This is a genomic window from Acidobacteriota bacterium (assembly GCA_016700075.1).
Classification (GTDB): domain Bacteria; phylum Acidobacteriota; class Blastocatellia; order Pyrinomonadales; family Pyrinomonadaceae; genus OLB17.
In genome coordinates this window covers 889,638-904,612 of the sequence record CP065000.1, presented here as the reverse complement: position 1 = coordinate 904,612, position 14,975 = coordinate 889,638, and the positions used below count along the sequence as shown (strand labels likewise).

The following is a 14,975-nucleotide window of genomic DNA, read 5'->3' as shown; positions in this document are numbered from 1 at the left end:
CGCAGTGCGATAGCAGCAAGCCGCAAGAGTCAGGTTGGCAGCCTGCGGTCCGACGAAGAGCGAGCAGGGGTGCCCGCGTTCCCGGCTGCGGTTCAGCGAGAGAACCACTTCGTCGATCCCGATGTTCAACGGGATCGCCACCCCTCCTTGGTAAGGAGGGGAGCTAAGAGGTGTCCGCATTCCGAATTGGGTTTAGTTTGTGGGCATGTCGATGAGTTTTGCGGTGAGGTCGTTGTAGCGTGGGTCTTTAGACAAAGCCTCCGCGGCGGGGTCGATGGCGAAGAAAATGAAATCGAGGTCTCGGGTTTCAAAGGCTCGGCTGAATGCGGCTAGTGCTGATTCGTTGTCGCCAAGCCTGGCGTAATACTGGCCTAAACGGTAGGCGTTTGCAGGCGTTCGTCTTAGAATTTCGGTTCTTCTTTCCCAGAATGATCGGACACCTGCGGAAGCGTACGCCAGACGCAGATCTTCGCTGTCAGCCAGAACGTCCTGCGGGATGAGGCCTAGTTTTTCCATAATGAAATATCGGTCTATTGCCTCTTCATGCAGCCCCAAGGTCGTGTAGATCTCGTAGAGATATTGATGGGCGTTGCCAAACTGCGGATCCAGTTCCAGCGTACGTCGGCATTGTTCGATAGCGAGATCATACCGTCGCGAAAAATAGAGCATCTGACACATATCAGCATTTATCGCTGTTGATGTGGGATCTAGTTCGAGAGCCAGCCGCAGTTCTGCCAATGCGAGCCCGGTCCTTGCGCGTGCCGCCAGGCTCATCGCGTACCATTGATGTGCGGTCGCATAGCCAGGGTCGATGGCTACGGCTCTTTTGAAATAAGATTCTGCTTCCTTTGGTTTCCACTGCCAGAATGTACGTATAAAGCCGATCGTCGCGTGCGGTTCAGCAAGGGTTGGATCCAGCCGGGCCGCGGTTTCAGCCACAGATTCGGCTTTTACCCAATCAAAAAAATCGAACGCATACGCATCCGCGAGTGCGGCATGGGCCCGTGCGAATTGCGGGTCTTTTTCGATGGCCTGTTCGAGCTTGATCGTCGCGTTGTGCAGGTCCGCCGTGGCACGCGTTTTCCAAAGCTGTCTGCCTTCGACGAAAAGCTCATATGCTTCTGCATTTTCGGTTCCGTGCTCTTTGATGTTGGGCACGAACGCTGCCGCCGAACTGCCGGGCGACAACTGCCGCCAGCCCATGATCGTCGCGAACGCAGCGACGCCGATGATGACGGTCGCAACGGCAAGTGTGCTAAATGATAATGCGAGCCTCGACGTTTTTGCGGTTTCTGTAACTTCGTTGATGGCAATTCGATATTGCGTGCGCTCTTCAGCGATCAAAGCACTTTCTGCGACAAATACCTCGCGGACCTCGCCGTCAAAACGATAACCTCGTTTTGGCACTGTCGTGATCAGTTTGGAATCGCGATGGCTTTCTTCCAACAGTTTTCTGAGCGTGGAAATGTGCCGATACAGGTTGCCTTCATAGACAAACGTATCCTGCCAGACGCTATCCATCAGGTCCTCTTTTGTGACAGTGCGGCCGCGATTCTCAATAAGGACCATTAGCAGGTCAAAGTCCTTTGGAGCGACCGCGACCTGTTCGGATTCCCGGAACAACAGGCGTTCCCCAACATCGATGCGAAACTCATCGAATTCAAAAAAAAGTCTGTTTTCAGCACCTTCCACAGCCAGATAGCCGATTTCGGAAAAATTTCCGTTTTTTGTAAGGATTTTCAGGCCCTAAATGTCTAACTTGGGATCGTCCGAATATATTAGACCCATTTATTAGATTTGGCAAAGCAAAACTCAACGCAGAAATCGCGCCTTTTCGAGATCAGTTTTGAAAAGGTCGAAACCGTGACGGTCAGTCGCCGCCGCGAGGCGTTGGTCGTATCGAAAAGAGACGACAAGGATCCGGCCGATCCGTTAGAAAAGACTGCCGACAAATCTGCGCCGGACATGTTTTTGGAAGAGATGGCCTGATGTTTGGCAAAGGAGGAACTGATGAGATCATTGAGGAATACCCTATGTGCCGCAATAGCGGTTTTGATATTTGCTGCTGCGGTTAGCGCAGCGACGTTTAACGTAAATACGACCGCCGATACGCAGGATGCAAATCCAGGCAACGGCATATGCGCTGACGCCTCGGGAAACTGTTCCCTGCGCGCCGCTATTACTGAGGCAAATGCCCTCGCGGGCCCCGACACGATCATTGTCCCCGCGGGCGTTTACACGCAGACGCTCGTTTCTGCCAACGAAAACAACAATGCAGGCGGCGACTGGGATATCAATTCAGAGATTACGATAATGGGCGCGGGAATGGGCATAACTATAATTCAAGCGAATGCGGCGCCGGGCGTCGCGACCGAGAGGGTCTTTCACATTCGTTTCATCACGGCCGGAATGACCGTAAGCCTCGAAAATATGACCATCCGCCACGGCAGAAATGCCGGGAACGTCTTCGGTGCGGGTATTCGCGTAGATAGCGGAGCAGGTACCGCAAACTTCACCGGGATCGAGGTCACTCAAAACCTGAACGCTTCAAGCGGCGGAGGCATCGCGGTTTCGGCGGCTGCCAATTCCACGGTAAATATCACTAGCAGCACGATCTCGAACAACCGTGCGGGATCGTCCACCGCGGGCACAAGTGCGTCCGGCGGCGGCCTTTTCTTTAATAATGCAGGGACTTATACGATTACTAATTCGACGATCTCCGGAAACTCAGCGGATTCCGGCGTGGCGAGTTCCTTCGGCGGCGGCATCGCAATTCCTGTCAATACCACAACGAACGTTTCCGGCTCGACGATAACGAATAACACATCGAATTCGACGTTCGCTCAAGGCGTCGGCGGCGGTATTTACTGTGTGACCGCTCTTACCGTCAATAGCTCGTCTGTAACATTCAATACGGCATCCAGCACCGTTGCTGAAGCATTCGGCGGCGGGATCACGATACTCGGAAATACTACGACCTTTAATGACAGCTTTATCGACAACAATACCGCTAACAGCACATCAGCGACCTTTGCGGATGCCGGCGAAATGATCTGGAGTTCGGAATTGGGTGCGACGGGAAACGGGCCCGGTACCGGAGGGGGGTTTTATAATCAGAACGGAACACTTAATTTGAACAGTTCAAGCCTAAGTGACAACAAATCGAGTCGAGCAGGCGGCGCCGGCGTAAATGTCGGCAGTACGGGCAATGCGACGACGCGGTCTCGCAAGACGACGATAAAACGAAACAGGACCAAAAGAGAAGGTGCGGCGATCGTCAATGTTAACCTCGGCGGGAATGTGACCAGATTGGATATTGAAGAAGACGCACTTGCGGACAGCGATTGTGACCCTGTATTTTTCTCTCCATTAATGCCCGAAGGACCGCTTCCCTGCGAAGGCGGTGGAATTAGAAACGTTTCGGCGGGAGCCGGGACGGCCGAGGTGATCATCGTCAATTCGACGATCTCCGGCAACAATGCGACGACGGGCGGCGGCATCAGCCAATTGCGCACTGCCGGAACTGCAAAATCCACTATTATCAACGCCACCATCTTCAACAATCAAGCAACGCAAACAGGCGGCGGTATCAGCAACACCGGAGGCGGGACGGTGGAACTTACCAATTCGGTGGTCTCAAACAATGCCGAAACCAATCCAAATCTTAACGGACCTGTGATCTCTTTCGGCTATAACCTATTGGGATCGACAGACGGCAACCCTGCCCAGCCGACCGATATCATTGGCCAGGACCCAATGCTGGGCCCCAAACTGAATAACGGCGGCAGCACATTCTCGCATCTCCCCGAACCCGGCAGCCCGGTGATCAACGCAATTCCTGCAGCGGCAAACGGCTGCGGAACTACGGTGACTACGGATCAACGTGGTTTGCCGCGTCCGGTCGGCAGCGGCTGCGACATTGGCTCTGTCGAGGTGCAGGAATCTGCAAGCCCGACGCCGACACCGTCCCCAACACCGACACCGTCACCGTCAGAAAGCCCAACGCCGACACCGACGCCGTCACCGTCACCAACACCGTCACCGAGCCCGTCACCTGGGCCGTCGCCGTCCTGCACGCCTTTCACTCAGGGATTCGAGGATGTTGGAACACTTCCGGGTGGTGGTTGGTCACTGCAGAACCTGTCAGAACCGGGTCCAGGGACGACTGGTTGGTTCCAGGGCAATCCAACGGTGTTCCCGTCGCATACAGGAGACCCAAATTCATATATCGGAGCGAATTTCAACAACGGAACGGGCGTCGCAACGCTTAGCAACTGGCTACTTACACCAGTGGTCACGCTTGAGAACGGCGTGCAGATGTCCTTCTGGACGCGTACAACAACCAACAATCCTTTCCCCCGATCGCCTGCAGGTGCGTATGAGCACGGCGGGCACAAGCACGAACGTTGGCTCAACCGCCACATCGGTTGGTGATTTCACCAACCTGCTTCTTGATATCAACCCGACGTATCAAACCGGCGGTGTATATCCTGAAGTCTGGACGCAGTTTACGGTAACTGTAACGGGACTTGGCGGGCCGACGACCGGACGGTTTGGATTCAGGTATTTCGTAGAGGACGGCGGACCAACCGGCAACAACTCGAACTATATCGGCATAGATACGGTCGAGATCAGCTGCCCGACAGGCCCGACGCCTTCGCCGACGCCTAGCCCGTCACCTGTCGAATCGCCGACGCCAACACCGACGCCAACACCGACGCCGACGCCAACACCGTCGCCAACACCGACACCGACGCCGACACCGACACCGACGCCAACACCGACGCCAACACCGTCGCCAACACCGTCGCCAACACCGACGCCAACACCGACGCCGACACCGACACCGACGCCAACACCGACGCCGACGCCAACACCGTCGCCGACGCCAACACCGACGCCAACACCGACGCCAACGCCGACACCAACTCCTTCGCCGTCGCCGAGCCCGTCGCCAACGCCGACGAACTTCGTGTTCTTCAGCTCGCCGACGTATATGGATGACGAGCCGAATACGGCAGTGATCACATTAAACCGATCAGGTGACACGTCGGGAGCGGCAAGTGTTGATTTCAGCACGTTGCCGGGAACGGCATTTGGCGGAGCGGCTTGTGGGCTGCTGGTGGATTACATCACAGTAACGAACCAGACGGTCAACTTTGCCGCCGGCCAGACGACTGCGATCGTAAACGTACAGATCTGCGGAGACATCTCTGCAGAAGGCCCTGAGACAGTCATCCTGCAGCTTTCGAATCCTGTGGGAACAGGCATCGGGCCTGCAGGCGGTGCTCCGCCGCTCGGTCCGGGCACGGATGCCGTTCTGACCATCAATGACACTGCCAACCAGTTCAGGAACACGCAGTGCATCGATATCTTCGAGAACAGCATCGGTCTGCCATATCCGTCGCAGATATTCGTCAACGGCGCTACGACGAACCTGTTCCGCGTACGTGTGACGCTGTTCGACTACTGGTCGAATTCACCGGACAACGTTGACATCCTGCTTGTAGGCCCGAACGGAGCGAAATACATCCTGATGGCAGACGCAGGCGGCGTGGTCCCGATCAATCCGAACGACGCGAGGACGCTGACCTTTACTGACTCCGCTCCGCAGGTCGTGGCGAACAGCACTGCACCTGCAACCGGCGTCTATCAGCCGACGAACTGGGAGACCCCTGTAACGACATTCCCGGTACCTGCACCTGCAGGACCGTATGTCGAGCCGGGATCGACCGTCGCACGGCCGGTCAGCCAGACGATGTTCGGCAACTTCGGCGGCATCAACGCCAACGGAACATGGAGCCTGTATGTGAGAGACGACGGCGGCTTCCCGAGGCCCGACACGCAGAACGGCGGTATCTGCGGCTGGGGACTCGAACTGCTGCCGGTCACGGCTGCGGGAGTCGAGGTATCGGGACGCGTATTCACGTCGACCGGTGCTCCGCTCCGCAACGCAGAGGTCACGATGACGGACGCTAACGGTGTGGTACGCCGTGCGGTAACTTCGAGCTTCGGTTACTACCGATTCGACGAAGTGCCGGTTGGCGAGTCGTTCGTGATGAGCGTAAATTCACGCAACTACCGCTTCGTTCCGCGTGTTATCGTCGTAATGGATACGTTGACGGATGTCGATTTTATAGGGTTGGAATAGCGGTTTTTGGGCCTTGGGTTTTAGGTTTTTGGGTTTGGGCTGTGCCCCGAATGCATGGCGGTCGGGTTGTACCCGACCGTTGGGTGCACTCAATAGACTTCGGCTCGCAGGCGCAGCCTGCGAGCGGGTTTTTCTTTTTTGCCGCGGCCGGTTAGGCAAGCCTAACCGCAGTGCCATAGCGGCAAGCCGCGACTGGCAGGCTGCGGTCCGACGAAGCTGCGGTTCGCTACCGCCCTTGCTGACGCGCGGGCCTCTGCAACCTCTGCAGGTTGGCAGCCTGCGGTCCGACGAAGAGCGAGCAGGGGTGCCCGCGTTCCCGCTGTCAAATACAGTGCAGGCTGGCAGCCTGCAGTCCGGCATGATGCAGGCGGGCAAGCTGCAGTCCGACGCACTGGCCATATTGAAAGAAGCGGCAGCTTAGCCTATTCTTTTCAAACGGAAATGAAATTTGAGCTGCCGTCCTTTGCGAAGATCAACCGAATGCTGCGCGTCATAAGCAAGCGGGCGGACGGCTATCATGAGCTTTTTACGGTGTTTCAAACTGTATCGCTTCACGACACCATCCATTTTGAAGAGAGTTCAAAGCTGACGCTGACCTGCGACGACCCTTCGATCCCGATAGACGCGCACAATCTGGTAATGAAGGCGGCTATATTGCTGAGTTCCCAGTTCGCGGTCGGTGCCGGAGCTTCGATACATCTGACCAAGCGGATACCTTCGCCCGGCGGGCTCGGAGGCGGTTCGTCCAATGCGGCGGTCGCTTTGATAGGGTTGTCGCGTCTGTGGGACCTGGACCAGTCGATCGATCTGTTCTCGATCGCTGAGGAGCTGGGCTCGGACGTTCCTTTCTTTCTTTTTGGCGGGACGGCGGTCGGAACGGGCCGCGGCGAAATAATTGAGCCGGTTGCTGATATCGACTGCGGCAATTTGCTGATCGTGACGCCCGATATCGAGGTCCCGACCGCCGATGTTTTCGGCGGTTTAACTGCTCCGACCTTGACAAATAGGGCTGTGGAAAATATCCTTTCTGTTTGCCGTCGAGAAATGAGATCCGCTGATCCAGCCTCGCCGGCATTGATAAATGACTTGGAAACGGGCGTTTTTGCAGCCTATCCCGAGATCCGGCGAGTAAAAGAAACCTTGTTGGAACTCGGTGCCGTAAATGCGGCGATGAGCGGCAGCGGAGCAAGCGTTTTCGGTATTTTTGACAAACAAGAGACACGGCAAGCTGCTATGAAAGCCCTCGATCGCGAATCGACCTGGCGAAAGTTTGCCGTATCAGCCATCTCGTGTTCTGAGTATCGCGAGGCGCTTCAAATGTAGGCGTTAGGTTGTTTCCGTAAGTTTCTTTGTATCAGCATTGGGGCGTCGCCAAGTGGTAAGGCACCGGGTTTTGGTCCCGGCATTCGTAGGTTCGAATCCTTCCGCCCCAGCCAGTGCAAATTACGAAAGGGCGATCTATGGTTAGGTCGCCCGTTCTTTTATTTGGTGGCAAAATGAGCGTGACAGGAAAAATCAAGATCTTTTCGGGCAATGCGCACCCCGCGCTTGCCGAGGAGATCTGCGGCCATCTGGGCGTCGAACTCGGAAAGGCGAGCACGGAACGTTTTTCGGACGGAGAGTTCAATTTCCAGATAGGCGAGAACGTTCGCGGTTCAGACGTATTTATAGTTCAGCCGACCTGTCCGCCGACCGACCGCAACCTGATGGAGCTGCTCATAATGATAGATACATTTGTGAGGGCTTCGGCGGAGAGAGTCACGGCGGTCATTCCCTATTTCGGTTATGCCCGGTCGGACAAAAAAGACCGTCCGCGGGTTCCGATCGCCGCGAAGCTGGTCGCGAATCTCATCACGACCGCCGGTGCACAACGGATCTTGACGATAGACCTGCATGCGGCGCAGATACAAGGGTTTTTCGATATTCCGGTCGACCATTTGTACGCAGCACCGATAGTCGTGGACTATTTTCGGGAGAACCCGATCGAGAATCTCATTGTTGTCGCTCCGGATACAGGCGGTGCTGAACGTGCAAGGGCCTATGCAAAACGGCTCGACGCAGGGCTCGCTCTGTGCGACAAACGGCGCGAGCGCGCGAACGAGGCCGATGTGATGAACATCGTCGGCGACGTCAGCGGCAAGAACTGCCTGATCATCGACGATATGTGCGATACGGGCGGGACGATATGCAAGGTCGCTGAGGCACTGCACAACGCAGGTGCGAATGATATATTCGCGTGCTTTACGCACGGCGTGCTGTCGGGCAAGGCTGTTGACAATATCCGCAATTCTCACCTTAAAAAGGTGATCGTTACTAACACTATTCCCATTCATGAGAACGGGATGCCGCTCGTCGAAGGCGGAAAAATTGAGGTTTTGAGTGTCGCCGGGCTGCTGGCAGCGGCGATCAGGTCTATACATGACGAAACGAGCGTTTCTAAGTTGTTCATTTAACGCTCGGAGGAATTTTTATGGCAGAAAAGTTTGTAATCAAGGCAGAAAAACGCGATTCGCGTGGAAAGAACGAAGCTCGCCGCATGCGTGCGGCAGGCAAGATCCCGGCGATCGTTTACGGCGGCAAAGGCGGCAGCGTCTCCATCTCCGCGGAGTTGGCTGATCTGGCGGCTGTTTTGAGGTCTGATTCGGGTGCTAATACGGTATTCTCGCTTGAGATCGCAGGCGAAGAGACAACGGACGTCATCTTTCAGGACCGTCAGATACATGCACTGAAAGGGCGACTGATGCACGCCGATCTCCGACGCCTCGTCAAGGGCGAAAAGATCGAAATGACCGTGCCTATTCACCTCGAAGGCGAGCCCGTCGGCGTGAAAATGGATGGCGGTTTGCTCGAGCAGCAGCTCCGCGAGGTCAAAATATTGTGCGAGCCCGCAAAGGCTCCCGATGCGATCATCATTGACGTCTCGGAACTCGCCGTCGGCGATTCGCTGCACGTTTCTGACCTTAAGGTCGACGACGGCATCGAGATACACGCTCCGGGCGACACGCTCGTAGCGGCGGTCACGATGGTCAAAGAACCCGAGCTCGAACCGCAGGTCGAAGAGGGAGCACAGCCTGAGGTTGCCGGGGAAGAGCCGGCTCCTGCAGGTGAGGAAACGGAGGGCGGCGAATAGTTCGCCGCTGACGTCCGCGTGCATTGGCTTGTAGTCGGCTTGGGAAATCCGGGCGACCGGTATTCCCGGACGAGGCACAATCTCGGTTTCATGGTCATCGACCTGCTTGCCGAGAGAATGAATGTGCCGGTCAAGCGATCTGAATGCAGATCGCTGTCAGGCCGCGGCAGGATCGGCGAATCGGTCGTCGAGCTTGCAAAGCCGCAGACCTTTATGAATCTCAGCGGTGAGGCGGTCAAATGCCTCGTAGCCGGTGAGAACAGGTCGGTTGACAACTTGATCGTGATATCCGATGACCTCGCCATTCCGTACGGGACACTGAGGCTTCGCGGCAAGGGCTCGCACGGCGGGCAGAACGGCCTTAGGTCGATAATTGACAACCTCGGAACGCAGGAGTTCAAACGGCTCCGCATCGGCATCGGGCCGGATCATCCGGTCGCCGACGCGTCGCGGTTCGTGCTTGAGAAATTTTCAAGCCGGGAAGAAAAACTGCTTGGTGAACTGCTCGAAAGTGCCGCCGACGCGGTCGAGGACGTGATATTGAAAGGTTTGGATGCGGCGATGGCGAAATGGAACACATCGCCCGCGTCAACAGAGAGTGAATAGAGTTCCTTACTTCGCACGATAGAGGCGAAGTTGTTCATCCAGAAGGAGATAGTGAAATAAATGGCAACCAGAACATACGAAGTAATGTACATCGTCGATCCGGAAACGCCTGCCGAAAAGATAGGCAAGCTGAATGATGCGGTCGGCAAATTAATCAAGAAAGAGGGCGGAGAGGTCGTCAACATGGAAGACATGGGTATCCGAAATCTTGCTTATCCGATCCAGAAGAAAACCGAAGGCCACTACGTGCTGTTCGAGATCACGGGTTCGGGGCAGGAGATCGCTGAGCTCGAACGTCGAATGCGCGTCAACGACATGATCATGCGGTACATCACCGTCCGCGTTGACGAAGAGCGAAAGACCGCTGACAAACGCCGTACAAAGCGCGAGACACGTTCGGCAAAACGAGCGTCGTTCCGTCCTACCGCTGAAGAAAATGCGGCACCGGAGGCTACAGCGGAAGCCTAACGGCCGATCGCGTATAGGAGAAAGATAATGGCAGAAAAAGAATTGGATATATTGAACGACAAAGACCTTGGCTTGGACGAAGAGGTCATCGGCGATCGCCCTAGGCGATATCAACGCCGCCGTCCGCGGCTTGCCGTGCCGGATTACATTGATTGGAAGGATGTTGACCTGCTGAAGCAGTTCATTCCTGAACGCGGAAAGATCATGCCGCGCCGCATATCGGGCATAACGGCCCGCGATCAGCGTCGTCTGGCAAAGGCCATCAAGCGTGCGCGTTCGATGGCGCTGCTGCCGTTCGTAGCAGACTAATTTTCGCCGCATCGTGCGGCTTTCGTCCGGCCTCAGCGCCGGAAAATGAGGATATCATGGCAACTACAACGATACTTTTGAGAGAAGATCTGGACCACGTCGGCGGACGCGGCGAGATCGTTAAGGTCAAGGCGGGCTATGCACGCAATTATCTGCTGCCGAAAGGGCTGGCGACGCTTGCGACCAAAGGAAACGTAAAGCAGATCGAACAGGAGCGTGCGGCCCTGCTCAAGAAAGCGGCGGTCGAAAAAGCTACTGCCGACGCTCAGCGCGAGCAGATGGAAAACATCACGCTTACCTTCGAGCGCAAAGCGGGCGAACACGGCACTCTGTTCGGCTCGGTCACCTCGATGGACATTGCTGACGCTCTTAAGGCCAAAGGCTACGAGATCGACCGTAAGCGTGTTAACCTTCGCGACGCGATCAAGGAAACGGGCGAATATACCGTCACGGTCAAACTGCACCGCGAAGTTTCGCTGACCATTCCTGTAACTGTTACCGGCGAAGGCGGCGAAATGCCCGAAAAGGAAGAGAAAAAGGCCAGGAAAGCTGAAAAGGAAGCTAAAGCCGAGGCCGTTGATGCGGCAGCTCCGGCTGCTGAGGAAACGCCCGCTGAAGAGGCACCCGCGACCGAAGAAGCGGCTGCTGACGCTCCTGCAGAAGAGGAAGCCGAGGGCTAATTCTCCGTTTTTTCGCGCCAAATATAGGCAAAGAAAAGCCTTACGGACAATCCGAGAACCGGCTTTGAAATACCGCTCAGCACGCGCGTAATATAAGAGACTGCAAGTTCACATTTGCGGTCTTTTTTACTCTCTAAAACGGCGATCTCCCGACCCGTTTCGGCGCCTTGCCCCGCCATTTTGGGCTAGCACTTCTATGGCCAGAATGCTCAACAGCAACCTCAACGATCAGTACCTGGAAAGGCCTTTGCCGTCGAGCGAGGACAGCGAACGCGTCATTTTGGGGGCGATCCTGCTCGACAACGCTCTACTTTCGCAGGCGCTGGAAAAGCTGCAGGCGGATGATTTCTATCAGCCGCTGAATCGACAGGTCTTTTCGGCGATGATCTCGCTTTTCGAGCATGGGCGTGCCATCGACCCGATCCTGATCGGCGAAGAACTCCGCAAAGAGGGAATGCTCGATACCATCGGCGGCATATCGGCAATATCAAATCTGACGCTCGGCGTGCCGCACGCGACTAATATCGACGAATATGTCCGTGTGGTCCGGGAAAAATCGGTCCTTCGCAGCCTGATCCGTGCCTGCAACAGCATCACCAGCGAAGCATTAGAGCAGGATCACGAAACGGACATCATATTGGACCGTGCCGAGCAGGCGATCTTCAACATTGCCGAGGGCCGCACGAATCAAAGCTTTGTTGATATAGAAACGACCATCAAAAAGGTCTTTGAGAATATCAAGGAACGCTCCGCAGGCGATCCGAACGCCCTCACAGGCCTTTCGACGGGCTTTCGTGACCTTGACGACATGACATCGGGGCTGCAGAGGAGCGATCTGATAATCGTTGCGGGCCGCCCGTCGATGGGAAAAACGGCCTTTTGTTTGAACGTCGCACAAAATGCGGCGCTGCGAACGGGTGCGGTCGTTGCTATTTTCTCGCTTGAAATGTCCCGCGAATCGCTCGTCACACGTATGCTTGCAAGCGAGGCTCGCATAAACGCACAGCGTTTTCGCACCGGAAGGCTGATGACGGCTGAAATAGAACGGCTCGGTATCGCGGTCGGCAGCCTTTCGCGGGCTAATATTCATATCGACGATTCGCCGGGAATTTCCGTTTTGGAAATGCGGGCGAAATGCCGACGCCTTGCGGCCGAGCAAAAGGCGCTAGATCTGGTTGTAGTGGACTATCTGCAGTTGATGGGATCGAACAGGCGGGTCGAATCGCGGCAGCAGGAAGTTTCGCAGATCTCGCGTGAATTAAAGGCACTCGCTAAAGAATTGGACGTTCCGGTCGTTGCGTTGTCGCAGTTGTCACGTGCCCCCGAAGCCCGCAATCCGCCGCGTCCGGTCATGTCGGACCTTCGCGACTCAGGCAGTATCGAGCAGGACGCCGACATCGTCGCGTTCATCTATCGCGATGATTATTACAACCATTCCGAAGAGAATCAGGGCCAGGCGGAGTTGATCATCGCCAAACAACGCAACGGCCCGACGGGCGACATCAAGATGGCATTCCTAAAGGATTTCACCAGGTTCGAGGACTTATACAGAGGCTAGTGCGAAATGGACGATCTGCGTTTTCCTATCGGCGAATTTGAACATGGTTTCGATCACTCCGTCGAAGCCCGCAACGGCCGTATCGCGGTCATAGACCGGTTGCCGGCAAGACTGTCTGAGGCTGTTTCAGGACTGGAAGACGCTCAGCTCGATACGCCCTATCGAGACGGCGGCTGGACGGTACGCCAGACGGTTCACCACATTGCCGACAGCCACGCGAACGCCTACAGCCGCTTCAAATTGGCCTTGACGGAAGATTCACCGACCATAAAGCCGTATCACGAAGATCTTTGGGCCGAACTCGCGGACAGCAGGCTGCCCGTTGATGTCTCGCTGAAAATGATCGAGGGAATTCACGCTCGCTGGGCGGCATTGCTCCGCTCAATGACGGACGCCGACTTTCACCGCGAATTCCTTCATCCCGAGACCGGCGTCTGGAAACTCGAGGCGGCTCTCGCTCTCTACGCGTGGCATTCGCAGCATCACACTGCACACATCACTGCACTTCGAGAGAGAATGGGCTGGTGATCTTTCGGGCTAGAGCCCGAATTCCTTACCGAAACAAAAACCCCGCTTCAAGAGCGGGGCAATGCTGTCGGGCCGCAGGCTGCCGGCCTGTGTTTCATTCCGCAAAAAAAGCCCGCTATCGGGCTACTTCATTCTATTACATCCGCCGCCACACCGTAAACGCGGATCGATCTTCCATGTTACAGCCGTTCCGAAAACTATTGCATTTCTCGATAATTCGCGATAGAATCCGCAACTGGACCCCTCAATCCTAATTTGAAAGGAGGCGAATGATGAAACGATTCGTGCTCAAGCTGACCTTTGGGGCCTTGTTCTTCATTCTTTTTTGCTTGCCGCTCGCGTTGCAGGCGCAGACTCGCTTTTTAGTAGTGGACGTGGGTTCCGCTGTATCGGGTAGCACTTCGTCGAGCGGTGTGGCGATCAATTCGTTGGGAAATGTTGTGCTTTCGTACGACATCTCTCACCAATCCGGCCTGCCCGCGGTGTGGCAGAACGGCGTGGTCACCAATCTGCCGGTTGACGGCAACCGTTACGCGACGGGCATCGACCGTTTTGGAAATGTCGTTGGAACGTTCACCGGCCAGAGTTGGGGTTGGGTCTTTCGCGGCGGAAACTATTTCATCGTACCCGATCAATCCTGGTTTTCACCAAACTTTTTCTACGCCACCTCGCGCGTTCAAGGAATGAACGACGACGGTAGATTTACCGGCACAATCAGCGGGCTCGCACCGCCTGGGTCGTATCCGGCATTTACCCCAGCGACCGAGGCGTACTCGGCGTTTCAACTGCCGACCGGCGAGATTCAGTTGCAGCGGTTCGGTAGTTATAACGGCCAGTCCACGAGCGGCTGGGGCATAAATGAACTCGGCGATGTCGTCGGAGCAGCCGGTCCTGCGACCCAGTCAACTCCGCTGCTTTTCCGCAACGGACAGATCGAAGAGCTGCCACGAAACGGCGGTCCATTGAATCGCGGCGAGGGCATTAACAATGCGGGCTACGCCGTCGGGTTTGTCTCGTCGCCGGGTCAGACCGTTGGGTTTTACGCCGGCAGCGGTGCCGTCTGGGACGTTCGCGTGCCGGGTTCGCCGCAGTTGACGCTGGTCGGACAGCTTCAGGGCTCGAATCAAAGTTGGCTCTACGACATCAACGACGCGGGCGTCGCCATCGGCAAAGCGTCGCTGTTCAACGCATCGGTCAGCCTCTGGTCGAAACCGGTCATCTGGACAGCCGCCGCCGGGATCCAAGACCTCAACGCATTGCTCGATCCGGCAAGTGCAGGTTGGGAGATCACCGACGTCCGGGCCATCAACGCAACCGGCCAGATCGTCGGCAGCGCAAGGTTCAACGGTTCACTCCGCCGAGCCGTCCGCCTCGACCCGCAACAAGCCCCTATGATCCGAACGAAACAGCCCTCGAGCCGCTAAGGCCATCCCCATACTGATCTCACCGAACCGCAGGCAATTCAGCGCGCGGTCAGGTCGCATTGAATTGCCACGCTCTTTAGAGCGTGGATCGCGGTTGTTAAAGAAATTGCGGCTTTAGCCG

At 56.1% G+C, this 14,975-nt stretch carries 15 protein-coding genes and 1 tRNA gene; 15 read left to right on the top strand and 1 reads right to left on the bottom strand.

What is annotated here, in order from left to right:
• Positions 1 to 192 precede the first annotated feature (192 nt).
• Positions 193 to 1,692 (bottom strand): transcriptional regulator, encoded by a 1,500-nt coding sequence (locus IPM50_04180; GenBank protein QQS33786.1) that lies wholly within the window; start codon positions 1,690 to 1,692, stop codon positions 193 to 195.
• A gap of 105 nt (positions 1,693 to 1,797) precedes the next feature.
• Here IPM50_04180 and IPM50_04175 point away from each other — a divergent pair, with 105 nt between their 5' ends.
• The 15 genes from IPM50_04175 (at position 1,798) to IPM50_04105 (ending at position 14,854) form a co-directional block, all read left to right on the top strand.
• Entirely contained in the window at positions 1,798 to 1,989 is a 192-nt protein-coding gene (locus IPM50_04175; GenBank protein ID QQS33785.1) for a hypothetical protein, read from the top strand.
• Positions 1,990 to 2,010: 21 nt separating this feature from the next.
• Positions 2,011 to 4,434, top strand: coding sequence for a choice-of-anchor J domain-containing protein (locus IPM50_04170; protein QQS33784.1), 2,424 nt, complete (start codon positions 2,011 to 2,013; stop codon positions 4,432 to 4,434).
• Positions 4,379 to 6,151 carry a choice-of-anchor J domain-containing protein gene (locus tag IPM50_04165; GenBank protein QQS33783.1) on the top strand — a complete coding sequence of 591 codons (1,773 nt, stop codon included), beginning with the start codon at positions 4,379 to 4,381 and terminating at the stop codon, positions 6,149 to 6,151. The genes IPM50_04170 and IPM50_04165 overlap by 56 nt, the downstream gene beginning before the upstream one ends.
• A 79-nt stretch (positions 6,152 to 6,230) precedes the next feature.
• Entirely contained in the window at positions 6,231 to 6,572 is a 342-nt protein-coding gene (locus IPM50_04160; GenBank protein ID QQS33782.1) for a hypothetical protein, read from the top strand.
• A gap of 20 nt (positions 6,573 to 6,592) precedes the next feature.
• On the top strand, positions 6,593 to 7,474 hold the full coding sequence (gene ispE / locus IPM50_04155; protein ID QQS33781.1) for a 4-(cytidine 5'-diphospho)-2-C-methyl-D-erythritol kinase: 882 nt from the start codon (positions 6,593 to 6,595) through the stop codon (positions 7,472 to 7,474).
• A 38-nt stretch (positions 7,475 to 7,512) separates the two neighbouring features.
• Positions 7,513 to 7,587: transfer RNA gene (locus IPM50_04150), tRNA-Gln, on the top strand.
• A 60-nt stretch (positions 7,588 to 7,647) separates the two neighbouring features.
• Entirely contained in the window at positions 7,648 to 8,604 is a 957-nt protein-coding gene (locus tag IPM50_04145; protein ID QQS33780.1) for a ribose-phosphate pyrophosphokinase, read from the top strand.
• A 17-nt stretch (positions 8,605 to 8,621) separates the two neighbouring features.
• Positions 8,622 to 9,281 (top strand): 50S ribosomal protein L25, encoded by a 660-nt coding sequence (locus IPM50_04140; protein ID QQS33779.1) that lies wholly within the window; start codon positions 8,622 to 8,624, stop codon positions 9,279 to 9,281.
• An 18-nt stretch (positions 9,282 to 9,299) separates the two neighbouring features.
• Positions 9,300 to 9,887 (top strand): aminoacyl-tRNA hydrolase, encoded by a 588-nt coding sequence (locus IPM50_04135; protein ID QQS33778.1) that lies wholly within the window; start codon positions 9,300 to 9,302, stop codon positions 9,885 to 9,887.
• A gap of 60 nt (positions 9,888 to 9,947) precedes the next feature.
• Complete coding sequence (gene rpsF / locus IPM50_04130; protein QQS33777.1) at positions 9,948 to 10,355, top strand: 30S ribosomal protein S6; 408 nt, start codon at positions 9,948 to 9,950, stop codon at positions 10,353 to 10,355.
• 27 nt (positions 10,356 to 10,382) lie between these two features.
• A complete protein-coding gene (locus IPM50_04125; protein QQS33776.1) occupies positions 10,383 to 10,664 on the top strand; it encodes a 30S ribosomal protein S18 in 282 nt (93 codons plus the stop codon).
• Between the two features lie 56 nt (positions 10,665 to 10,720).
• The gene (locus IPM50_04120) at positions 10,721 to 11,344 is read left to right on the top strand and encodes a 50S ribosomal protein L9 (GenBank protein QQS33775.1); all 624 of its coding nucleotides are present in this window, start codon (positions 10,721 to 10,723) and stop codon (positions 11,342 to 11,344) included.
• 205 nt (positions 11,345 to 11,549) lie between these two features.
• On the top strand, positions 11,550 to 12,902 hold the full coding sequence (dnaB, locus tag IPM50_04115; protein QQS34453.1) for a replicative DNA helicase: 1,353 nt from the start codon (positions 11,550 to 11,552) through the stop codon (positions 12,900 to 12,902).
• Between the two features lie 6 nt (positions 12,903 to 12,908).
• Positions 12,909 to 13,430 (top strand): bacillithiol transferase BstA, encoded by a 522-nt coding sequence (gene bstA, locus IPM50_04110; protein ID QQS33774.1) that lies wholly within the window; start codon positions 12,909 to 12,911, stop codon positions 13,428 to 13,430.
• Positions 13,431 to 13,702: 272 nt separating this feature from the next.
• On the top strand, positions 13,703 to 14,854 hold the full coding sequence (locus tag IPM50_04105) for a hypothetical protein (protein QQS33773.1): 1,152 nt from the start codon (positions 13,703 to 13,705) through the stop codon (positions 14,852 to 14,854).
• The last annotated feature ends 121 nt before the right edge of the window (positions 14,855 to 14,975 follow it).